The organism is Spirillospora sp. NPDC047279 (assembly GCF_040643285.1).
Lineage (GTDB): Bacteria > Actinomycetota > Actinomycetes > Streptosporangiales > Streptosporangiaceae > Spirillospora.
In genome coordinates this window covers 495,586-517,791 of the sequence record NZ_JBEYUA010000006.1, presented here as the reverse complement: position 1 = coordinate 517,791, position 22,206 = coordinate 495,586, and the positions used below count along the sequence as shown (strand labels likewise).

Here is a 22,206-nt window from a genome sequence, read left to right as displayed (position 1 = left end):
GGCGGCCGTGGTGGCGCCTGCCGTGGTGGTGTGCCGGTGCGTTCAGGCTCGTTCGAAGGTGAGATCGAAGTCCTTGCGCCAGGTGGTGCCCTCGTCCTCGGAGGCCTCCCAGCGCCCGCGGACGCGGTCCTTCTCGACCTCGCCGATGAAGCGCTGGTGGAAATCGGGATCCTCGCGGCTCATGGTCCAGCGGGTTCCGTCAAAGGTCATCTCGAACCGGCGGCACACGCCGCGGTCGTCCTGGTAGAGAACGGAGTACTCGTCGTTCGGGTCGCTGCGCCCGATGACGATGGTCGTCTCGGAGTAGTCATCGCCCTCGCCCAGCCCGGTGTGCATGGCCAGCATCGACTCGCCGAGCCAGGTGATCTTCGTCGTGCCGGCGATCTCGGTGCCCGGCGGTTCGAGGAACCAGGCGTCCGACAATGTTGTCGTCCACTCGCCGACGAGCCCCTGGAGCTTCTCCATCTCGCTGTTGCGCATCGTCTCTCCGATCACCGCGGCGGACCCGATCCAAACGTCCATGGCCAGGTGGGCGTCTCACGATAGGCCACACCGCCCGCCCGAGCACGCCTCTGCCCGGACTGTGCGCGCCGGGTCAAGAGAGTGGCGTTCTGGCCGGTGACGGGCGCCTCTCGCCGGTGCCTATTCGGCGGTGCAGGCGGGGGTGGGCTGGGCGGGGGCGCCGGAGGCGATGTAGCCGAACTGGGTGGTGCCGGCGGCGGCGAGAGCGCCGTTCCAGGACTCGTTGGCTGCCGCGACGGCCGCGCTCTGCTGGGTGAGCTTGGCGCTCCAGGACTGGGTGACGGCCTGGCCGGCGGGGAAGGTCCAGGTGACCTTCCAGCTCTTGGTGGGGGCCGTGCCGGTGTTCTTGACGGTGACCTCGCCCTGGTGGCCGCCCTGCCAGGCGCCGATCTGCCTGTACGTGGCGGTGCAGCCGGAGCCGGAAGGCGGCGGATCGGTCGGCGGCGGGCCGGTGGGCGGCGGGTCGGTCGGGGTCGAGCCGGTGTCGCCGTAGATGACGCCGCGGCCGTTGGTGCCCAGGTAGACGCGGCCGTAGACGCGCGGGTCGCCGGTGAGGGCCTCGCCCATGTTGCCGTACTGGTGCTGGTCGTCGTTGATGCGCGTCCAGGTGGCCCCGGCGTCGTCGGAACGGAAGAGGCCGGTGACGCCGTCGACGGTGGCGACGGTGTAGAGGGCGTACGCGCGGCCGGGGGCGGCCTTGCCGAAGCCGGCGTTCACGGCCTTGGAGATGCCGGGGAGCTTGGTGAACGTGGCGCCGGAGTCGGTGGAGTGGAAGAGGCCGGTGTCGCCGGCCAGCCAGATGTCGCCTTCCTTGCCGGGAAGCGCCTTGAACTTCACGCCGGTCGTGGGGAGGCCGGTGGCGGCGGGCGAGAAGCTCTGGCCGCCGTTCGTGCTGAGGTAGAAGCGGCCGCCGGAGACGGCGTAGAACTTCGCCGGGTTCACCCGGTCGGACTCGACGGTGGCGTTGGCGGGGACGCCGGAGGACGCGGTCCAGGTGTTGCCGAAGCCGGTGGTGTGCACGACCTGCTGGCCGGAGTCGCCGGGCGCCCAGACGAAGCGCGACCCGTCGGCCGCGGCGGCGACGGTGCCGCCCTGGTCGACGCCGCCGGGTTCGGTGCCCTGGAACCAGGTGGCGCCGCCGTCGGTGGAGAACGCGACGTGGCTGTCGTTCGGGCGGTCGGCGTCGGTGAAGTTGCCGGCCCGGACCATGACCGACGGGGCGGTCTCGGCGTAGTCGAGGCTGGTGGTGCTGGTGAAGACGGGGCCGGTGAACATCGAGGCGGGGACGGCCGTCAGGTCGTTGTGGCGGAAGCCGCCGATGTCGCCGAGGGCGCTGACGAGCGGGGCTCCGGCGGGCGGGCTGATGAGGTCGAGGACGGCGGTCTCCTCCAGCCCCTTCACCATGGGCCGGATCGTGATCTTGCCGCCGGCGTCCCACCGGGTGAGGTCCTCGGTGCCGTAGATCGTGGCGCCGGTGCCGTACATGAGCCGGTCGGAGTCGAACGGGTCGATCTCGACGGACTCGTTCATCCAGCCCAGCTTGGGGGTGGTCTCGGGCGGCGCGGGGTTCGCGCCGAACGTCAGCCACGGCACCGAGGAGATGTCGTGGGTGTAGCGCAGGCTGCGGTCGGGGTAGCCGTTCCAGTCCCAGATCCGGGTCCACGTGGCGCCGCCGTCGGTGCTGCGGAAGAGGATCATGTCGGGCCACCAGGAGACCTGCGTGGCGACCATCAGGGTGTCGGGGTCCTGCCGGTCGACGGTGAGGCCGCTGTAGCCGAAGTAGGCGTCGGCGCTGGTGGAGGGGACCGGGCTGATCTGCGTCCACGCGCCGGTCTGGGTGTCGTGCTTCCAGACGTCGCCCTTGCCGCCCGAGTACGGGCCGCCGGTGTCGCTGGTGGCGATGTAGAGCGAGCCGCCGGAGAGCACGCCCTTGTGCGCGATGTAGCCGGTGGGCTGGCCTGCGACGCGGGTCCAGGTCGCGCCGGCGTCGGTGCTGCGGTAGACGGTGTTCTGCTTGTCGGCGACGCCCGCGTAGACGGTCCTGGTGGGGCTGCCGGACGTGCCGGTGCCCTCGTCGAACGTCACCCAGACGACGCCCTGCCGGTGGCTGCCGTAGCCGTTGGGGTCGCCCGGGTCCTCGGCGTAGTCGCCGGGGTTGGGGAACGAGGTGACCTTGGCCCAGGTCGCGCCGCGGTCGGTGCTCTTCCAGAGGCCGTTGCCCTCGGAGGCGCCGAGGTAGAGGACCCGGTTGTCGTTGGGGTCGACGGTGAGGCGTTCACCCATGCCGCGGCCCGGCATGTTGCCGCCCAGCTTGAACGGCAGCCGCGTCACCTGCCAGGTCTTGCCGCGGTCGGCGGAACGCAGGATCGCGCCGTTGCCGGGGTCCCAGGAGTTGGTGTACATCCCGGCGGCGACGTACACGCGGTCGGCGTCGACCGGGTCGGCGGCCAGGCCGATCACGCCGTTGTAGCCCCACCGGTCCCAGCCGACCCAGTCGAGCAGCGGCGTCCACTGGCGGCCCGCCTGGTCCCAGCGGTACGCGCCGCCGATGTCGGTGCGGGCGTACACGAGGTCCTTCTCCTTGCGGCTGAAGACGATGCCGGGCACGAAGCCGCCGCCGTCGATGCGGACGTTCTTCCAGCCGTAGGCGTCGGCGTGGGCGGGCGCCGGCCGGACGGCCGTGACGGCGGTGACGGAGAGCGCGGCCAGCCCGAGTGCGGCGGCTGCGGCGGCGATCCTTCGCATGGACGTTCCTCCTCGTGGTGCCGGCGCGGTGCGGGGCTCGCGAGGAGGATGGTCGAAGCGTTTCGACGCGGTCAAGGAACGGGCCGGCCGCGGTGCCTTCTTTCATGCCGGCCGCAGGTGGGGACCGAGGCGGAGAGAGGAGGTTTTCACGGCCGGCCGTGCGCGGAGCGTTCCTGCCGCGCCGCCCGAGACGCCCGAGACGCCGAGCTGCCGAGCGGCTTACGCCGAGTCGCGCAGGACCAGGGAGGTCTCCAGGATGACGACGGGCTCGGCCAGCGCCTCGTCGTTGATGCGCGAGATGAGCAGCCGCGCCATCTGGCGGCCCATCTCCTCGTTCGACTGGTGGACGCTGGTCAGCGGCGGGTCGGCGAGCGGCGCGCGGGCCGAGTCTTCGAAGCCGATGACCGCGACGTCCTCGGGGATGCGGCGGCCCGCCCGCCGCAGGACGTGCATGGCGCCGAGCGCCATCGGGTCGTCGGCCGCGAAGAGCGCGTCGACCGCGGGCTCGGCGGCCAGCAGTTCCTCGGCCGCGGCGACGCCGCTGGCCTCGCTGAAGTCGCCGTAGACGATGATCTCGGGCAGGCCGGCCGCGGCCACCGCGTCGCGGTAGCCGGCGAGCCGGTCGATGCCCACGCCCATGTCCTGCGGCCCGGCCACCGTCGCGATGCGGCCGCGGCCCTGCGCGACGAGGTACTCCACCGCCTGGCGGGCGCCGGCGCGGTTGGCGACGTCGACGTAGCTGACGGGGGAGAGGCCGGGCGGCCGCCCGCCGAGCACGGTGGGCACGCCGCCCGCCTCCAGCTTGGCGGGCAGCGGGTCGTCGCCGTGGAGGGACGTCAGCAGGACGCCGTCCACGTGCTGCCCGGTCAGGTAGTGCTCGAGCCGGGCGTACTCGTCCGGCGACTGGGCCAGCGCGAGCAGCAGCTGGAGTCCGGTGGCGTTGAGCTCGGAGCTGATCCCGCGAATGATCCCCGCGAAGAACGGTTCGCCGAAGAACCGCTGGTCGGACTCCGCGACCACGAGGGCCACGGTGTCCGTCCGGTGGGTCACCAGCGTGCGTGCCGCCCGGTTGGGGACGTACCCCAGCTCGTCGATCGCCTGGAGCACCGCCTCGCGCGCCTGCTCGCTCACCCGCGGCGAGCCGTTGATGACGCGCGAGACGGTGCCCCGGCCGACGCCGGCCAGGGCCGCGACCTCTTCCAGGGTGGGACGCCCCGTTGGTTTCATCGATGCCCTTCCGGTAGCCCGCCATGCCGGATCACGCCGGCGTACCAGCGTGCGCTCTCCTTGGGCACCCGGCGCTGGGTGGCGTAGTCGACGTGGACCAGGCCGAAGCGCTTGGAGTACCCCCATGCCCACTCGAAATTATCCAGCAGCGACCAGGTGAAGTAGCCGCGCAACGGTACACCTTCGGAGATGGCCGCGTGGCAGGCGCGCAGATGCGCGTCCAGGTACGCGATCCGGTCCTGGTCGTGCACGGTGTCGTCGCCGCCGAGCTCCTCGTCGTAGCCCGCGCCGTTCTCGGTGATGTAGAGGTCGACGGCCGGGTACTCGCCGTGCAGCCGCGACAGCAGCTCCAGCAGGCCGCTCTCGTCGATCTCCCAGCCCATGCCGGTCACCGGTCGCCCGCCGTCCACGAACCGCACGAAGTCGCTGCCGACCCAGGGGGAGTGGGAGGCGAACGGCGACGTCGCCGCCTGGGTCGCCTCGCCCGGGACGCCGGTCACGGTGAAGCGCGAGTAGTAGTTGACGCCGAGGTGGTCGACGGGCTGGTTGATGGTGGCCAGGTCGCCGTCCTTGATGGCCTCGTCCAGCCCGAATCCCTCCAGGTCGGTGAGCACGTCCGCCGGGTAGGCGCCGCGCAGCAGCGGGTCCAGGAAGAAGCGGTTCTGCATGCCGTCGATGCGGCGGGCCGCGTCGAGGTCGGCGTCCACGCCGCTGGCGGGGGAGATGGCGTAGAGGTTGACCGCGGCGCCGAAGTGGTTGCCCGGGTGCCGGGCGCGCATGCCCTCGACCGCGAGCCCGTGCCCCAGCATCAGGTGGTGCGCGGCGCGCAGCGACCCGGCCGCGTCGATGCGGCCCGGCGCGTGCTCGCCGGAGGCGTAGCCGAGGAACGCGGCGCACCACGGCTCGTTGATCGTCGTCCAGTGGTGCACCCGGTCGCCGAGCGCGTCGTGGACGATCGTCGCGTAGTCGGCGAACCGGTGCGCGGTCTCGCGCTCGGGCCAGCCGCCCGCGTCCTCCAGTGCCTGGGGCAGGTCCCAGTGGTAGAGGGTCGGCCACGGTTCGATGCCCGCCTCCAGCAGCGCGTCGACCAGGCGGCGGTAGAAGTCGAGGCCGGCGGTGTTGGCGGTCCCGGCGCCGTCCGGCTGCACGCGCGGCCAGGAGACCGAGAAGCGGTAGGCGCGCAGGCCCAGGTCCGCCATCAGGGCGACGTCCTCGCGGTACCGGTGGTAGTGGTCGACGGCCACGTCACCGGTGTCGCCGCCGAGCACCTTGCCGGGCGTGCGGGCGAAGGTGTCCCACACCGAGGGCCCCCGCCCGTCCTCGGCGGTGGCTCCCTCGATCTGGTACGCGGCGGTGGCGGCGCCCCAGCGGAAGTCTTCGGGGAACGACAGGGGGAGGGCCGCCGGCGCGGTGGCGGGTCGCTGCGCGGGCGGTTCTTGTACGGAGGTCACGCCTTGATCGCACCTTCCATGATGCCGCCGATGATCTGGCGGCCGAACACGACGAACACGACCAGGAGCGGGAGGACGGCGATGGTCGTCCCGGCGAACATGAGCGTGTAGTCCTTGAAGTAGGCGTTGGCCAGGTTGTTGATGGACAGCTGCACGGTGGGGTTGTCCGGCGTCAGCACCGCCAGCGGCCACATGAACTCGTTCCACGTCTGCATGAACGTGAAGAGGCCGAGCACGCCGGCGGCGGGGCGGAGCGCGGGGAGCACGACGCGCCAGTAGATGCCGAACGTGGAGCAGCCGTCGACGCGGGCCGCCTCGATGAGCTCGTCGGGCACCGCCTGGTCGGCGTACTGGCGCATCATGAACACGCCGAAGCCGGTGACCAGGAACGGCACGATGACCGCCTGCAGCTGGTTCTGCCAGCCCAGCTCCACCATGATCATGTAGAGCGGCACGATGCCCATCTGGACCGGGATCATCATCGTCGCGATGATCGTCAGCAGCAGCGCGCTCTTGCCGCGGAAACGTAGCTTGGCGAACGCGAACCCGGCCAGCGAGGCGAAGAAGACCGTCGAGACGGTCACCGCGCCCGCCGCGATGAACGAGTTGATCAGGCCCTTGGCGAAGTAGACGTCCTCGGTGCCGAACAGCCGGCCCACGTTCTCGCCGAACTGGCCGCCCGGCAGCACCGGCGGCGGCACGTCGGCGACGACGTCGTTGGTGCGGGTCGCCACGACGATCATCCAGTAGATCGGGAAGATCGACAGCGCCAGCGCCACCATCAGCGTCAGATAGGTCAGCGGGCTGGCGTCCCACAGCCCGCGGAGCCGGCCCGGCCGCCGCTTGGATGAGCCGCGCCCGCGCCCGGACCGGCCGGGCGTGCGCGTCGACGTCTTACCGCCGGACCCGGTGATCGCGGTCATTTGGTGCCTCCGGTGCGCCGCACGAACACGAAGTTGAGCAGCGAGAAGATGATGATCAGCAGGAAGAGGGCCCAGGCGACGGTCGCGCCGTAGCCGTACCGGTCATGTCCGAAGGCGTTGTCGAACATGTACATCGTCACCGTCTGGAACTGGTGCACCGGGCCGCCGTCCATGCGGTTGGGAGTGCCGACGCTGAACAGCACCGGTTCGGTGAACAGCTGCATCCCGCCGATGGTCGAGATGATGACGGTGAAGATGATGGTGGGCCGCAACATCGGCACCGTGATCTGCCAGAACTGCCGGATCCGGGAGGCCCCGTCGATCGCCGCCGCCTCGTACAGGTCCTTGGGGATCGCCTGCATCGCGGCCAGGTAGATCAGCGCGTTGTAGCCGATCCAGCGCCAGTTGACCATCGCCGAGATCGCCACCCACGACCAGCCGCGGCTCGCCTGCCAGTCGACGGCGCCGATGCCGACGAGGTCCAGCCCCCAGTTGACGAACCCGTAGTCGCGGTCGAAGAGCTGGGTGAACACGATCGCGACGGCCGCGGTCGAGGTGATCAGCGGCGCGACCATGCCGATGCGGAACAGGGTGGGCGTGCGCAGCCTGCGGTTCAGCGTGTTCGCGACGAACAGCGCGAGCAGGAGCTGCGGCACGGTGGCGAGGACGAAGATGCCGACCGTGTTGACCACCGAGTGCCAGAAGTCCTCGTCCCCGATGAGGTAGCTGTAGTTCTCCAGGCCGACCCACTCGCGGGTCCCGGAGGCCAGGCCCCACTCGTGCAGGGAGACCCAGAGCGTGTAGAGGAGCGGGAAGAGGCCGAAGACCAGGAAGACCAGGTAGAACGGCGAGATGAAGAGGTAGGGGGAGGCCTTGAGGTCGAGCCGGGCCAGGCGGCTGCGCCACGTCCGGCGAGGAGCCTCGGGTGCGGCGACCTTCGGCTGGTCGTTCGGTGCGGGGCGAAGGTCCACGCTCATGTGCCCTCCTTTCGCGGGTGGGGCGGTGGTGGTGCCGGACCGTCCTGTGAGTCACGGCACCACCACCGCTGCATGGGGGGTTTACCTGGCGGCCTTCTTGGCGGCGTCGACCGCCTCGCTCCAGGCGTTCTCGGGCTTGATTTTGCCCTGGCCGACCGCGATCAGGACGTTCTCGACCGCCGCCCGCACGTCCTCGTTCTTGGGCGCGAGGTAGACGGGCTTCACCTGGGCGGCCATGTCACCGAAGATCTTGCCGACCGGCGCGTCGCTGAAGTAGGTGTTCTTGAAGCCCGACACCGCCGGGTCCTGGGCCGCCTGCGGCGACGACGGGAAGACGTTCTTGTCCTTGTACGCCGCCGTCTGCCCCTGCGGGTTGGTCAGGAACTTGGCCAGGTCGGCGGCCTCCTTGGGGTGCTTGGTCTGCTTGGGCACGGCCAGCCAGGAGCCGCCCCAGTAGCCGCTGCCGCCGGGCACGGCGGCCACGTCCCACTTGCCCTTGCCGAAGCCGGCGGAGAACTCCTCGATGCCGCCGAGCATCCAGGACGGGCACGGGATGGTGGCGAACGTGTCGCGCTTGAGGGCGGTCTGCCACGGCGGCGTGAAGATCGACATGTCCGAGGTCATCTTCGCCGTCTCGAACTTCAGCGAGGTGTCGAAGGCCTGCTTGACGGCCGGGTTGGTGTCGAAGACCAGGTTGTTGCTCTTGTCGAAGAAGCTGTAGCCGGGTCCGGTGCCGGCGTTCTGCAGCACGGTGGTGCGGAAGATCGCGGTGGGGCCGTCGAGCCACTTGGTTCCGGGCACCTCGCCCTGGAACTTCTGGCCGGTCGAGTAGTAGGCGTCCCAGGTCGGCCAGAGCTTGGAGACCGCCTCGCGGTCCTCGGGGAGCCCGGCCTTCTTGAACAGGTCCTTGCGGTAGCACATGCCGAGCGGGCCGATGTCGGTGCCGAGCCCGACGAGCTGCTTGCCGTCGGGGCTCAGGCCCATCTGCCACTTCCAGGGCAGGAAGTTGTTCTGGAGCGCCTGGCCGCCGTGGTCGTTGAGGTTGACGAACTTGCCGCTCTGCTGGAGGTAGAGCGGCAGGATCCCCTCTTCGAGGGCGACGACGTCGCCGGCGCCGCTGTTGGTGGCGATCCACTGCTGGAGACGCGGCTTGTAGTTGTCGAGGGTGTCGACCTTGCGCTGCTTGATCTTGACGTTGGGGTGCGCCGCCTCGTACTGCTTGTACAGCTGGTCGTAACCGAACTCGCCGAAGATGTCGACGGTCAGCTCGACGGGCCCGCCGGCCGTGTCGCCGTCGCCGTCGCCACCGCCGCAGCCGGCCACCGCCGCCAGCAGCCCGGCCAGCACTGCGGCGATCCCTGTTGTCAGCCCGCGTCTCATGACCGGACCCCTCTCGTTCGATCTGGGTGGGTGGGTGTGGGAGCGCTCCCACGAAGAAAAGACCGTGAGCCAGGTCACTGTCAACTGCCGCAACACAACCGTTACATGGGGGGCGTCGTCACCATCGTGGCCGGGGCGGGGGCGGTGGACCGGCGAACGACCAGCTCAGGGCGGTGCAGCAGCTCCGCGCGAGGGGCCCTGGTGCCGCCGATCTCCTCCAGCAGATTGGCCACGGCGGCGAGGGCCATCTCGCGCACCGGCTGCCGGACGGTGGTGAGCGGCGGGTCGAGGTACGCCGTCATCGGGGAGTCGTCGAAGCCGACCACCGAGACGTCCTCGGGCACCCGCAGCCCGCCCTGCCGCACGCCGCGGATCGCGCCGATCGCGATGATGTCGCTGCCGCAGCAGATGGCGGTCGCGCCCCGGTCGATGAGCTGCTGCGCCGCGGCCTGCCCGCCCTCGACCGTGAAGAGCGTGTTGACGATGAGATCGTCCACGTCGGAGAGGTCGAGATGCTCCTTGACGCCGCGGCGGAACCCCTCGGTCTTGCGGATCGACGGCACGAACCGCGACTGGCCGACGGCCAGCCCGATGCGCCGGTGCCCGAGCGCCGCCAGATGCCCCACCGCCATCTCCAGCGACACCGTGTCGTCGTTGGAGATGAACGGGCCCGGGATGTCGGACCGGAAACCGTTGATGAGCACGATCGGCAGGCCCCGGTCGATGAGCCTGAGGTAGCGCGACGGGTCGGACTGGGAGTCGGCGTGCTCGCCGTTGACGAAGATGATCCCCGAGACGCCGCGTTCGAGCAGGAGCTCGGTGTAGTCGTCCTCGCGGATGCCGCCCGGCGTCATCGTGCAGAGCACCGCCGCGTAGCCCGACAGGGCGAGCGCGTTTTCGATGACCTGCGCGAACGCGGGGAAGATGGGGTTGCTGAGCTCCGGCACGATGAGGCCGATCAGCCCGGCCCGCTGGGCGCGCAGCCGGGCAGGGCGTTCGTAGCCCAGGACGTCGAGCGCCGTCAGCACCGCCTGCCGGGTGCCCGCGGCGACCCCCGGCTTGCCGTTGAGCACCCGGCTCACCGTCGCCTCGCTGACTCCCGCGTGAGCCGCGATGTCGGCCAGGCGCATTGTCATGGGCATTAACCTACCTTTCCATCAGCCGGTCGCTCCGGTCAGTGACCGGGCGTGGCCTCGCACCAGACGGCCGTATCGGGGGGCAGGACGACGCAGTCGCCGTCAGGACGGACAGGGCCGCTCGCCAGCAGCGGGCGGCCGAACGCGGGGACGCGCACGGTGCGGTCGCCGAGGTTGACCGCGCACACCAGGCGCGCGCCGTCGCCGGAGGGCTCGCCGGCGGGCTCACCTTCGGCCCCGGTCTCGCCGTTCTCGCCGGGGCCGCCGCCGGCGGCCGGCTCGCGGGCGAAGACGAGCGTGCCGGGCGGGCCCACCAGCCAGCGCAGCGCGCCGTCGCCGAGCGCGGGGTGCTCGCGCCGGATGCGGAGCGCGGCCCGGTAGAGCGCGAGCATCGACTCGGGATCGGCGTCCTGCCGTTCCACGGTGAGGTCGCGCCAGTGCTCGGGCATCGGCAGCCAGCTCCCGTTGCCGCCCGCCGGCCCGAACCCGAACGGCGGCGCCTCGCCCGACCACGGGATCGGCACCCGGCACCCGTCGCGGCCCGACTCGGGGTCGCGGCCGCGCTGCGGGTCCTGGAGGTACTCCTCCGGCAGGTCGAGCACCTCGGCCAGCCCCAGCTCCTCACCCTGGTAGACGTACGCCGAGCCGGGCAGCGCCAGCATCAGCAACGCCGCGGCCCGGGCCCGGCGCACGCCGACCTCGCCGTCGCCGTAGCGGGTGACGTGCCGCTTCACGTCGTGGTTGGAGAGCACCCAGGTGGTCGGCGCGCCGACACGTTCGACCGTGCGCAGCGACTCCTCGATGACGTCGCGCTTGGCGCGCGGGTCCCAGCCGGCGGTCAGGTAGTGGAAGTTGAACGCCTGGTGCAGCTCGTCCGGGCGGACGTAGTCGGCCAGCCGCTCCTGCGTCGGCGCCCACGCCTCGGCGACCCCGATGCGCTCGCCCGGGTAGGAGTCGAGCAGCCGCCGCCACGAACGGTGGATCTCGTGCACGCCGTCCTGGTCGAAGTAGGGCAGCACGTCCCGGCCGAGCATCCCGATCTGGCCGGTGTGACCGATGTCGGGCAGGCCCGGCGCCTTCACCATGCCGTGCGCGACGTCGACGCGGAAACCGTCCACGCCGAGGTCGAGCCAGAAACGCAGCGTGCCCTCGAAGTCGGCGCCGACCTCGGGGTTCTCCCAGTTGAGGTCGGGCTGCCCGGGAGCGAACAGATGCAGGTACCACTGCCCGCCGGGGACGCGCGTCCACGCGGGCCCGCCGAACACCGACTCCCAGTCGTTGGGCGGCTCGGCGCCGTCCGGCCCGCGCCCGTCCCGGAAGTGGTAGCGCGCGCGTTCCGGCCCGCCCGGCGCGGCGGCGAGCGCCTCCTGGAACCAGGCGTGCATGTCGGAACTGTGGTTCGGCACCACGTCGACGATGATCCGCATGCCGAGCTCGTGCGCGTCGGCGATCAGCCCGCGCGCGTCGTCCAGCGTGCCGAAGATCGGGTCGACGTCGCGGTAGTCGGCGACGTCGTAGCCGAAGTCGGCCATCGGCGAGGTGTAGAACGGGGTGATCCAGAGCGCGTCGACGCCGAGCTCGGCGAGGTAGGGCAGCCGGCTGCGGATGCCCGGCAGGTCGCCGATGCCGTCGCCGTCGCCGTCGGCGAAGCTGCGGACGTAGACCTGGTAGATGACCGCGTCGCGCCACCACCGGGTCGCGGTGGACGGTTCGGCGGCCGTGACGATGTCGTGCGTCATGAGGTCCCTTCAGGACGTGGAGTGCCGGCCGGGACGTGAGCGGCCGGGACTGAGCGGCGGGGACTCGGCGGCTAGGACTTGATGGCTAGGACTCGGCGGCTAGGACTTGGTGGCTAGGACTTGGTGGCGCCGGAGGTCAGCCCGGTCACCAGATGCCTCTGCACGGCGAGGAAGACCGCTCCGGCGGGGATCGTGATGAGCACCGCCGAGGCGGTCAGCCAGCCCCACTCGGCGCGGGTCTGGCTCACGAACTGCTGGAGGCCGGGCGCGAGCGTGTAGTGGTCGTCGCCGGTCATGAACGCGGTCGCGTACGCCACCTCGCCCCAGGCGGTGATGAAGCAGTAGAACGCGGCGACCGCCAGGCCCGGCTTGGCCAGCGGCAGGACCAGCCGGTAGAAGGCGCCGAACGGCGTCAGCCCGTCGATCTGCCCGGCCTGGTCGATCTCGGTCGGGATCGTGTCGAAGTAGCCCTTCATCATCCAGGCGCTGAACGGCACCGCCACGGTCAGGTAGGCGATGACGAGCCCGGGGTACTGGTTGATGAGCCCGAGGCTGCCCAGCAGGTTGTAGAGCGGCACGATGAGCACGGCGACCGGGAACATCTGCGTGACCAGCAGCAACCACAGGATGGAGCGCAGCCCGGCGAACCGGTACCGGCTGACGGCGTAGCCGGTGGACGCCGCGATGAACACGCCGATCACCATCGTCAGGACCGCGACGAGCACCGAGTTGAGCAGCCAGCGAGGGAAGGACGTCTCGGTCAGCACGTAGGTGTAGTTGTCCAGCGTCGGCCGGTCGAAGAAGCGCACGTCGCTGGAGATCCAGGCGTCCTTCGGCTTGAGCGAGGTCAGCACCAGCCACAGCAGCGGCACGACCGAGATCGCGCTCGCCAGGATCAGCGCGCCGTGCAGCGCGATCGAGGACGGCAGGCTCCTGCCGGTGTCGCCGGACCCGGTGTTCTTGGACATCGTCACCAGACCTCCCCGTGTCTGCGGAGCGAACGCCGGTACGCCCAGGCCATCACGACCAGCAGGCCGAGGATCACGAGCCCGTTGGCGGCGGCGCCGCTGTAGTCGCGGATGCCGGTGAAGGCGTCCCGGTACGCGGCGGTCACCAGGATCTCGGTCGCGCTGTCGGGGCCGCCCCGGGTGAGCAGGAAGATGACGGGGAACTGGTTGAACGTCCAGATCGTGCCGATGAGGATCACGGTCTGGCTCACCGGCCGCAACATCGGCAGCGTGATGTGGCGGAACTGCTGCCACGCCGACGCGCCGTCGACCCGCGCCGCTTCGTACAGCTCGCCCGGGATCGACTGGAGCCCGCCCAGCATCGCCACCATGTTGAACGCGACGCCGAGCCAGACGTTCACCACGATGACCGAGACCTTGGCCATCGTCGGATCGTCCAGCCAGTGCACCGCGGGCAGCCCGGTGGCGCGCAGCATGCCGTTCACCAGGCCGAAGTCGTTGTTGAGCAGGTACCGCCAGATGAACGTCGACACGAACGCGGGCGCGGCCCACGGCAGCACCAGCAGCACCCGGTAGAGGCCGCGGAACCGCAGCCGCCGGTTGAGCAGCATCGCCAGGCCGAGCCCGAGGGTCACGTGCAGTCCGACGCAGGCCACCGTCCACAGCGCGGTCCAGCCGAGCCGCAGCCAGAACGTGCCGTTCCGGACGATCTCCAGGTAGTTGTCGAGCCCCACGAACCCGTAGGTCGCCGGGATCTCGTTCATCCCGATCGTGCGGCCCACGTTGGCCTCGGTCGCGTCCGTCAGCGACAGGTAGACGCCGCGGAGCAGCGGGTACCCGACGAGCACCCCCATCACGATGACGACCGGCGCCACCATCGCCCAGGCGTACCAGCGGGCGGAGCCGGCGCGGCCGGACCTCCGCCCGGGCCGGCCGCCGTCCCGGCCCCCGCGCCGGCCGCCGCGAGCGGCGGCCGGGCGGGTGCGGGCACCCGTTTCCGGGCGGGCGCTGACGGTCATCAGCTCCAGCCCTTGAGGATGGCGCGGTACTTGCCGTCGACGGTCTTGGCCGCTCCGGCCGCGTCGGTGTTGCCGCTCACCATGCCCTGGTAGGCCTGCACGAGCGGCTCGAACAGCTGGCCGCCCTCGGGGATCCACGCCCGCGGCACCGCGGTGTCGACGATGGGCTTCCAGGTGTTGACCAGCTCGCTGTTCTTCACCTCGGGCACGGAGTAGGCGGAGGTGCGGGTGGGCAGCAGGCCCAGCTTGGCGGCGATCTTCGCCTGGCCGGCGGTGGAGGACATGAAGCGCACGAACGCGTACGAGGCGTCGAGGTTCTTGGAGCCGGCGTAGACGGTGTAGTCGTGGCCGCCGGTCGGCGCCGCGGCCTTGGCCGTGCCCGCCGGGACGGGGGCGACGCCCAGGTTGGCCCTGTCCTTGAACGCCGAGCCCTTGAGCGCGTCGGTGGCCGACCACGGGCCGTTGTAGATCATCGCGGTCTTGCCCTCCTTGAGGGCGGTGATGGCCGCGGTGTAGCTGTCGGTGATGGCCGGCTTGGGCGCGGCGCCGGACTCCATCAGGTCGGTGACGACCGTGAGCCCGGCGACGCTCTGCGGCGAGTTGATCGTGATCTTCTTGTTCGCGGCGTCGACCAGGTCGCCGCCCTCGCCGTAGATGAACGGCAGCAGGAAGTAGGCGTCCACGTTCAGCGTGAGCCCGGTCTTGCCGGTCTTGGACTTGACGTCCAGCGCGTACTGCTTGAGCTCGGCGACGGTCTTCGGCGGGGCGTCGTGGCCGGCCTTCTTGAGCAGGTCCTTGTTGTAGAGCAGGCCGAGCGAGTCGGTCACCTGCGGCACGCCCCAGGTCTTGCCGTTGTACTTGGCGCTGCCCGCCGGGGCCGGCAGGAAGTCGCCCGCGTTCTCCAGCGCGTACGTGCCGTCGAGCGGGGCCAGGTAGCCCAGGGAGGCGAACTCGGTCATCCAGCCGACCTCGGTGCGCAGCACGTCGGGCGCGCCCGACCCGCTCTGCGCGGCGGTCTTGAACTTGTTCTGCGCCTCGCCGAACGGCACGTTCACGTAGTTGACGTTGACCTTGGGGTACTTGGTCTTGAACTCGGCGATGAGCTCCTTGAAGGCCGGGCCCTCCACGGCCGCGTCCGAGGTGTCCCAGTAGGTGACGGTGCCGCTGACGGTGGCCGGGTCGACGGACTTGCCGGAGCCGGTTCCGCCGTCGTCTCCGCCGCCACAGGCGGCCGCGGCCAGAACAAGCGCAAGCCCGGCGATCACGCCGGCCAGGGGGGTGCGCCGCATCGTTCCTCCTCCTCAGGGGGCCGGGGATCACCGGCCCATCGGGAGCAGGACGCTAGCAACGCCTTGCAAGACGGTAAATCCCTTGCAGAAAGTTTCAGAAGGATCGTGCCCGTTCTGTTATCTGCGCCACTATTCGGGCGTGCGATAGTCCCCAGTGTCCGATACGCCCCAGGCTCGCCACCGAGGCGGCTGAAACCCCTTGCAGATCTCCTGCAAGGACCTGCGGTCAGAGATCGACCGGCGTCCGATGGTCGAACGCGTTGCCATGCGTGCCGCAATGCTCGCCGACGGGCCGCGGGCAGAGGATCGAGTGCTCCGAGACGGCCGCGTGGAACAGGCGGCGGGGAGCCGGCGGCAGGACGTCCTCCGGCGAGATCGGGCGGCCGCCGCGCTCCGGCGGCCCCGGGTAGACCGTGCGGGCGTGCTCGAGGTCGGCGCCCGTGAGCTCCCGCGCCACCGCCGACATGTACACGGCCTGCCCGGTGGAGACGGGCGCGTTCGAGTCGAAGACGACGATGCCGATCCGTTCGCGCTCGGCGATGTTGACCGAGTGCCGTGCCCCGGTCGCGGACATCCAGTAGAAGTCGGCGTACCCGTCGGCCGAATAGAACACCGGCGACGCCCAGGGGGTGCCGGCCGCGTCCGCGGTGCCGAGGGTCATGTAGACGTTCGCGTCGATGATGGCCCGTGCGGTCGCGGCCTCATCCTTCTCAAGTCCCATCCCGGGACCGTAGCCCGCCCCCCGGCCGATCACCATGCCGTCGCGGTGGAGGTCCGTTTTCAGGGGATGTGAGGGTCAGGGGGTGGTGTCGATGGTCTCGGGGGAGAGGACGTCGGCGAGGACGAGGGCGGCGCAGCCGGTGAGGCCGGCCTGGTCGCCGAGGCGGCTGGGCTCGATCCGCAGGCGGCGGGTCGCCAGGGCGGTCGAGCGCTGGTAGACGACCTCGCGGACGCCCGCGATCAGGTGCTCGTAGGCGCCGGTGAGGTCGCCGCCGAGGACGACGACGGCCGGGTTGAGCAGGTTGACGGCGGCGGCGATGACCTCGCCGATCCGGCGGCCCGCGTCGCGGACCAGCGCGACGGCCGCCGGGTCGCCGTCACGGGCGAGGGCGGCGAACGCGGCGAGGTCGGAGGCGCCGGACCGGGCCAGCAGGGCGGCGCCGCCGGCGACGGCCTCCACGCAGCCGACGTTGCCGCAGCGGCAGGCGGCGTCGGCGCCGCGGACCGGAATGTGGCCGATCTCCCCGGCGGCGCCGAGCGCGCCGCGCTGGATGCGGCCGCCGGTGACCAGGCCCGCGCCGATGCCGGTGGAGACCTTGACGAACAGCAGGTCGTCGAGGTCGGGATAGGCGGCCCGGTGCTCGCCGAGCGCGGCGATGTTGACGTCGTTGTCCAGGAACGCGGGGACGCCGAAGCGGTCGAGGACGGCCGGCCGGATCGGCACGCCGTCCCACTCGGCCGTCGCGAACTCCACCGGCCCGGGGACGCCGATGCCCGCGCCGCGCACGGCGGCGGGATCGGTCCCGGCCTTCACCAGGAGGTCGGCCCACTGGTCGAGGAGCCGGGGGAGGTCGGGCTCGGCCTCGGCCTGCACCAGAACCTGACCGGCCAGGTCGCAGACCGCGGCCTGGCCGCGCGACTTGCCCAGGTTGGCGACCAGGACGGCGCCGCCGGCGGCGTTGAAGACCAGGCGGGCCGGCGGGCGCCCGCCGGTGGACGGGCCGTCGGCACGTTCGACGACGAGCCCGCGCGCGATCAGGTCGTTCACCCGGAGGGCCACGGCGGGACGGGACAGGCCGGTGAGCCGGACGAGGTCGGCGCGCGTGTCGACGCCCTCCTCGCGGATCAGCCGGAGCACGTCGCCGCTGGTGGACTGTCGGCGCATCCGGACAGTCTCTCTTAGGAACGTCGAGTGGGTCAAGATTGGCGACTTAGGTAAGTTTCCGTTCGTAAGTGGGTTGTGTTGTTGGCCGAAGTGGCGATAGTTTCCCGGTTCATGAGCCTTCATCCCGTCGTCGAGCAGGTCACGCGCCGCATCACCGAGCGGAGTGCGGGCCGGCGGGCCGCCTACCTGGACAAGATCCGGGACGCGCGCACCGCCGGGCCGGCGCGGGGTGGGCTCAGCTGCGCCAACCTCGCGCACGGCTTCGCGGCGTGCGGCCCCGCCGACAAGCTCCAGCTCCGCGGCACCGTGACGCCCAACATCGCGATCGTCTCCTCGTACAACGACATGCTCTCGGCGCACCAGCCGCTCAAGGACTACCCCGACCGCCTCAAGGCCGCGATCGCCGATGCCGGGGGCACCGCGCAGTTCGCCGGGGGAGTGCCCGCCATGTGCGACGGCATCACCCAGGGCCGTGCCGGGATGGAGCTCTCGCTGTTCAGCCGCGACGTGGTCGCGATGGCGACCGCGGTGGCGCTCTCCCACGACATGTTCGACGGCGCGCTGCTGCTCGGCGTCTGCGACAAGATCGTTCCAGGCCTGGTGATCGGCGCGCTGTCGTTCGGGCACCTGCCGGTGATCCTGGTGCCCGCCGGGCCGATGCACTCCGGCCTGCCCAACGCGGCCAAGGCCAAGGTCCGCAAGCGGTACGCGGCGGGCGAGCTCGGCCGCGACGAGCTGCTGGAGGCCGAGGCCGCCTCCTACCACTCGCCGGGCACCTGCACGTTCTACGGCACGGCCAACTCCAACCAGCTGCTCATGGAGGTCATGGGCCTCCACCTGCCCGGCGCCAGCTTCGTCCCGCCGGGCACCGAGCTGCGCGACGCGCTCACGGCCGAGGCCGGGCGCCGGGTGCTGGAGCTGACCGACCTGCGCGGCGAGGGCTACACACCGGTCGGCGAGCTGCTCGACGAGCGGGCGTTCGTCAACGGCGTGGTCGCGCTGCTGGCCACCGGCGGCTCCACCAACCACACGCTGCACCTGGTCGCCATGGCCGCCGCCGCGGGCATCGAGCTGACCTGGGACGACTTCGACGAGCTGTCGTCGGTCACGCCGCTGCTGACCAGGCTCTACCCCAACGGCACCGCCGACGTGAACCATTTCCACGCCGCGGGCGGCACCGCGTTCCTCATCGGTGAGCTGATCGACGCCGGGCTGCTGCACGAGGACGCGCGGACGGTGGGCGGCGCCACCCTCGCCGCCTACCGGGAGTCGCCGGCGCTGACCTCGCAGGGCCTGGTCTGGCGGCGCGGCCCGCGCCTGTCGGGCGACACCGAGGTGCTGCGCCCCGCCGGCGAGCCGTTCGACGAGCACGGCGGCCTGCACACGGTGGACGGCAACCTCGGCCGCGCCGTGGTCAAGGTGTCGGCCGTTCCGCAGGAGTGCCGGCTGATCGAGGCGCCCGCGCTGGTCTTCGAGTCGCAGGAGGCGCTGCAGGAGGCGTTCGCGGCGGGCGGGCTCGACCGCGACGTGGTGGCGGTCGTCCGCTACCAGGGGCCGCGTGCCAACGGGATGCCCGAGCTGCACCGGCTCACCCCGCCGCTGGCCGTCCTCCAGGACCGCGGGCACAAGGTCGCGCTGGTCACCGACGGGCGGATGTCGGGCGCGTCGGGCGCGGTGCCCGCCGCGATCCACGTCTCGCCCGAGGCCGCGGCGGGCGGGCCGCTCGCCCGGGTCCGCGACGGCGACGTGATCAGGCTGGACGCCGACAAGGGGCTGCTGGAGGTCCTGGTGCCGGACGACGAGTTCGCCGCGCGGGCGCCCGCCGGGGGCGCGCCCGACGAGGACGAGTGGATCGGCACCGGCCGCGAGCTGTTCAACGCCTTCCGCCGAGCGGTCGGCCCGGCCGAGCGCGGCGCGGGGGTCTTCCTGTGAGCGCCGGGCCGTTCCCCTATCTCGTCGCCGACATCGGCGGCACCAACGCGCGCTTCGCCCTGGTGGAGGAGCCGGGCGCGGCGCCGAGCCGGGTCGCCACGCTCGCCAGCCGCGACCACGCCGGGCTGCCCGAGGCGGCCGGGGCCTACCTCGCCGACAACGCCGGCGACCTGCGGCCCGGCGCGGCGTGCCTCGCGGTGGCCGGTCCCGTGGTCGAGGGCCGCTTCCGGCTGACCAACGCGCACTGGGCGACCGACACCTCCGAACGGGTCCGGACCCACCTCGGCCTGGAGCACGTCGAGGTGCTCAACGACTTCGAGGCGCTCGCCCTCGCGCTGCCGCACCTCGCCGACTCCGACCTGCGTCCCGTCGGCGGCGACGCGCTGCCCGTGCGGGACGGGTCGGCGCCGCTGTCGGTGCTCGGGCCGGGCACCGGGCTGGGCGTCGCGGGCCTGATCCCCACGCCCGCCGGCTGGGTGCCGCTGCCCGGCGAGGGCGGCCAGGTCGACATCCCCGCCGGCACCGACCGCGAGGTCGAGGTCATGCGGATGTTGCGCGCCGAGCAGGGCGCGGCCAACGCCGAGTTCCTGCTGTCCGGCGACGGGCTGGCGCGGCTCTACCGGTTCCTGGGGATGATCCACGGCATCCGGGTCGAGCCGCTGACCGCCGCCGAGATCTGCGTGCGCCGCGACGAGCTGTGCGTCGAGACGATCGAGACGTTCTGCGGGCTGCTGGGCGCGTTCGCCGGGAACGCGGCGCTCACGCTCGGCGCGCGCGGCGGCGTCTACCTGGGCGGGGGCATCCTGCCGCGCATCGCCGACGTGCTCGCGTCCAGCGAGTTCCGGCGTCGCTTCGACGCCAAGCCGCGGGTGGAGGAGTACGTTCGAGCCATCCCGACCGCGCTGATCGTCCATCCCAACCCCGCGCTGGTCGGGGCCACCGCCCGCCTGACCCAGACGCTCTCGCCGACGCCCTTGGAGCTCGTGTGAACGCAGACCAGCTGCTGGACCTCGCCCCGGTCATCCCCGTCGTCGTGCTCGACGACGCAGGCACCGCCGTGCCGCTGGCGCGCGCTCTCGTGGCGGGCGGCCTGCCGGTCATCGAGGTCACGCTCCGGACGTCCGCCGCGCTGCCCGCGATCGAGCGGATCGTCGCCGAGGTGCCGGACGCGATCGTCGGCGCCGGCACGGTGGTCCGGCCGCGGGACGCCGAACGCGCCGCGGCGGCCGGGTCGAAGTTCCTGGTCAGCCCCGGGTGCACGGCCACCCTGCGGGAGGCGATGACCGGCACCGGCCTGCCGTTCCTGCCCGGCGTCTCGTCGGCGTCGGAGGCGATCGCGCTGCTGGAGCACGACGTCACGGCGATGAAGTTCTTCCCGGCCGAGGCGGCCGGCGGCCTGCCCTACCTGAAGTCGCTCGGCGGGCCGCTGCCGCAGATCCGCTTCTGCCCGACGGGCGGCATCACGGCCGACACCGCGGCCCGCTACCTGCGCCTGCCGAACGTGGGCTGCGTCGGCGGCACCTGGCTGACGCCCGCCGACGCCGTCCGGGCGCAGGCCTGGGACCGCGTCGAGGCCCTGGCCAAGGACGCCGCCGCGCTGAAGGCTCCCTGACCGGCGCGACCGCCCCGGGGCGGCACTGAGCTGCGGCGGGTCGGGCCATCGAGTTGGCGCCCGGCGGACCGGCCCGCCGCATGTCCCTTTCCGAGGGGGTCCCGCCTCGATCACGCCTCGACCGCTGATCGGCTCGTGCCCGATAGTTGGGGGCGGAACAGCCGAGGGCGGAGGCGGTCGCATGGGCGAGACGGTGGTGCGCGGCGGGCGGATCTGGCGCGGTCCGGGGCAGGGCCTGGAGACGGCCGACGTCCTGGTGCGGGACGGCGTGATCGCCGAGGTCGGGCCCGGCCTGGACGCGGCGGACGGCGCGGCGCGCATCGACGTCGCGGGCCGGATCGTGCTGCCCGGCCTGGTGGAGTCGCACTGCCATCTCGACAAGACGCTCTACGGCGGCCCGTGGGTGCCGCACTCGGCCGGCGAGCCGCTGGCCGAGCGCATCGCCAACGACCGGGACCGGCGCGGCGAGCTGGGCATCCCCGACGTCGACCGGATCACCGCGCTGCTGGAGCGCATGGTCGCGTCCGGGACGTCGTACGTGCGGACGCACACCGACGTCGACCCCGAGGCCGGGCTGCGCGGCGTCGAGGCCGTACGGGCCGCGGCGGAACGGCTGGAGGGCCGGATCACCGTCGAGCAGGTCGCGTTCCCGCAGCACGGCGTGCTGGTCAACCCGGGCACGGCCGAGCTGCTGGAGGAGGCGCTCAAGGGCGGGGTGCGGACCCTCGGCGGCATCGACCCGGCCGGCTTCGACCGCGACCCGGTCGGCCAGCTCGACCTGCTCTTCGAGCTCGCCGCGCGGTACGGCGCGGGGATCGATGTCCACCTGCACGACGGCGGCACGCTCGGCGCGTTCGAGTTCGAGCTCATCATCGAGCGCACCGAGGCGGCCGGGCTGGGCGGCCGGGTCGCCATCAGCCACGGGTACGCGCTGCCGCAGATCGACGCGGCCCACCGCGAGCGGCTGGTCGAACGGCTCGCCGCGGCGGGCGTCTCGCTGGTCACCGGCGCCGTCTACGACTTCCCGGTGCCGCCGGTCAAGCGGCTGCGCGCCGCCGGGGCGAACGTGGCCTGCGGGCACGACGGCATCCGCGACCTGTGGGGTCCGTTCGGCAGCGGCGACATGCTGGAGCGGGCGATGCACCTGGCCTACCGCAGCACCTTCAGGCGGGACGAGGACATCGAGCTGGCGCTGGAGGCGGCCACCTTCGGCGGTGCCCGGCTGCTCGGGCTGCCCGCGTACGGGATCGTGCCCGGCGCCCCGGCCGACCTGGTGGCCGTCGACGCCGAGACGCCGGCGGCCGCGGTCGTCACCCACCCGCCGCGCGAGCTGGTGATGACCGGCGGCCGGGTGGTGGTCCGCGACGGCGAGCCCGTCGCCTAGCCACCACGGCGCCCGGC

The 22,206-nt window shown here is 72.0% G+C and carries 18 protein-coding genes; 4 read left to right on the top strand and 14 right to left on the bottom strand.

The window, feature by feature from the left end; genetic code table 11:
* Positions 1-42: 42 nt before the first annotated feature.
* The 14 genes from ABZ810_RS18570 to ABZ810_RS18505 form a co-directional block, all read right to left on the bottom strand.
* Positions 43-480: a hypothetical protein gene (locus tag ABZ810_RS18570; protein ID WP_358404319.1), complete on the bottom strand. Its 438-nt coding sequence runs from the start codon at positions 478-480 to the stop codon at positions 43-45.
* Between the two features lie 162 nt (positions 481-642).
* Positions 643-3,267, bottom strand: coding sequence for a cellulose binding domain-containing protein (locus tag ABZ810_RS18565; RefSeq protein ID WP_358404318.1), 2,625 nt, complete (start codon positions 3,265-3,267; stop codon positions 643-645).
* Between the two features lie 219 nt (positions 3,268-3,486).
* Positions 3,487-4,494 (bottom strand): LacI family DNA-binding transcriptional regulator, encoded by a 1,008-nt coding sequence (locus ABZ810_RS18560; protein ID WP_358404316.1) that lies wholly within the window; start codon positions 4,492-4,494, stop codon positions 3,487-3,489.
* Complete coding sequence (locus ABZ810_RS18555; protein WP_358404419.1) at positions 4,491-5,885, bottom strand: GH1 family beta-glucosidase; 1,395 nt, start codon at positions 5,883-5,885, stop codon at positions 4,491-4,493. The genes ABZ810_RS18560 and ABZ810_RS18555 overlap by 4 nt, the downstream gene beginning before the upstream one ends.
* A gap of 56 nt (positions 5,886-5,941) precedes the next feature.
* Positions 5,942-6,868 (bottom strand): carbohydrate ABC transporter permease, encoded by a 927-nt coding sequence (locus tag ABZ810_RS18550; protein WP_358404314.1) that lies wholly within the window; start codon positions 6,866-6,868, stop codon positions 5,942-5,944.
* Entirely contained in the window at positions 6,865-7,845 is a 981-nt protein-coding gene (locus tag ABZ810_RS18545; RefSeq protein WP_358404312.1) for a sugar ABC transporter permease, read from the bottom strand. The genes ABZ810_RS18550 and ABZ810_RS18545 overlap by 4 nt, the downstream gene beginning before the upstream one ends.
* Before the next feature lie 81 nt (positions 7,846-7,926).
* Entirely contained in the window at positions 7,927-9,225 is a 1,299-nt protein-coding gene (locus ABZ810_RS18540) for an extracellular solute-binding protein (RefSeq protein WP_358404310.1), read from the bottom strand.
* A 101-nt stretch (positions 9,226-9,326) separates the two neighbouring features.
* Positions 9,327-10,361 carry a LacI family DNA-binding transcriptional regulator gene (locus ABZ810_RS18535; RefSeq protein WP_358404309.1) on the bottom strand — a complete coding sequence of 345 codons (1,035 nt, stop codon included), beginning with the start codon at positions 10,359-10,361 and terminating at the stop codon, positions 9,327-9,329.
* Positions 10,362-10,399: 38 nt separating this feature from the next.
* Positions 10,400-12,100 (bottom strand): glycoside hydrolase family 13 protein, encoded by a 1,701-nt coding sequence (locus ABZ810_RS18530; RefSeq protein ID WP_358404306.1) that lies wholly within the window; start codon positions 12,098-12,100, stop codon positions 10,400-10,402.
* 113 nt (positions 12,101-12,213) lie between these two features.
* Positions 12,214-13,068: a carbohydrate ABC transporter permease gene (locus ABZ810_RS18525; protein ID WP_358404416.1), complete on the bottom strand. Its 855-nt coding sequence runs from the start codon at positions 13,066-13,068 to the stop codon at positions 12,214-12,216.
* 2 nt (positions 13,069-13,070) lie between these two features.
* Entirely contained in the window at positions 13,071-14,087 is a 1,017-nt protein-coding gene (locus ABZ810_RS18520; RefSeq protein WP_358404304.1) for a sugar ABC transporter permease, read from the bottom strand.
* Positions 14,087-15,376, bottom strand: a complete 1,290-nt coding sequence (locus ABZ810_RS18515) for an extracellular solute-binding protein (RefSeq protein ID WP_358404303.1) — start codon at positions 15,374-15,376, stop codon at positions 14,087-14,089. Before ABZ810_RS18515 ends, ABZ810_RS18520 begins: the two co-directional genes overlap by 1 nt.
* A gap of 226 nt (positions 15,377-15,602) precedes the next feature.
* Entirely contained in the window at positions 15,603-16,097 is a 495-nt protein-coding gene (locus ABZ810_RS18510) for a pyridoxamine 5'-phosphate oxidase family protein (RefSeq protein ID WP_358404301.1), read from the bottom strand.
* A 75-nt stretch (positions 16,098-16,172) separates the two neighbouring features.
* Positions 16,173-17,261: an ROK family transcriptional regulator gene (locus tag ABZ810_RS18505; RefSeq protein ID WP_358404299.1), complete on the bottom strand. Its 1,089-nt coding sequence runs from the start codon at positions 17,259-17,261 to the stop codon at positions 16,173-16,175.
* 111 nt (positions 17,262-17,372) lie between these two features.
* Between ABZ810_RS18505 and edd the strand changes: the two genes are divergently transcribed.
* From edd to ABZ810_RS18485, 4 genes are all read left to right on the top strand, one after another.
* Complete coding sequence (gene edd, locus ABZ810_RS18500) at positions 17,373-19,193, top strand: phosphogluconate dehydratase (protein WP_358404296.1); 1,821 nt, start codon at positions 17,373-17,375, stop codon at positions 19,191-19,193.
* Positions 19,190-20,182, top strand: coding sequence for a glucokinase (gene glk / locus ABZ810_RS18495; protein ID WP_358404293.1), 993 nt, complete (start codon positions 19,190-19,192; stop codon positions 20,180-20,182). The genes edd and glk overlap by 4 nt, the downstream gene beginning before the upstream one ends.
* Positions 20,179-20,805 (top strand): bifunctional 4-hydroxy-2-oxoglutarate aldolase/2-dehydro-3-deoxy-phosphogluconate aldolase, encoded by a 627-nt coding sequence (gene eda / locus ABZ810_RS18490; RefSeq protein ID WP_358404291.1) that lies wholly within the window; start codon positions 20,179-20,181, stop codon positions 20,803-20,805. The genes glk and eda overlap by 4 nt, the downstream gene beginning before the upstream one ends.
* A 181-nt stretch (positions 20,806-20,986) precedes the next feature.
* Complete coding sequence (locus ABZ810_RS18485) at positions 20,987-22,189, top strand: amidohydrolase family protein (RefSeq protein ID WP_358404290.1); 1,203 nt, start codon at positions 20,987-20,989, stop codon at positions 22,187-22,189.
* Positions 22,190-22,206: the final 17 nt, after the last annotated feature.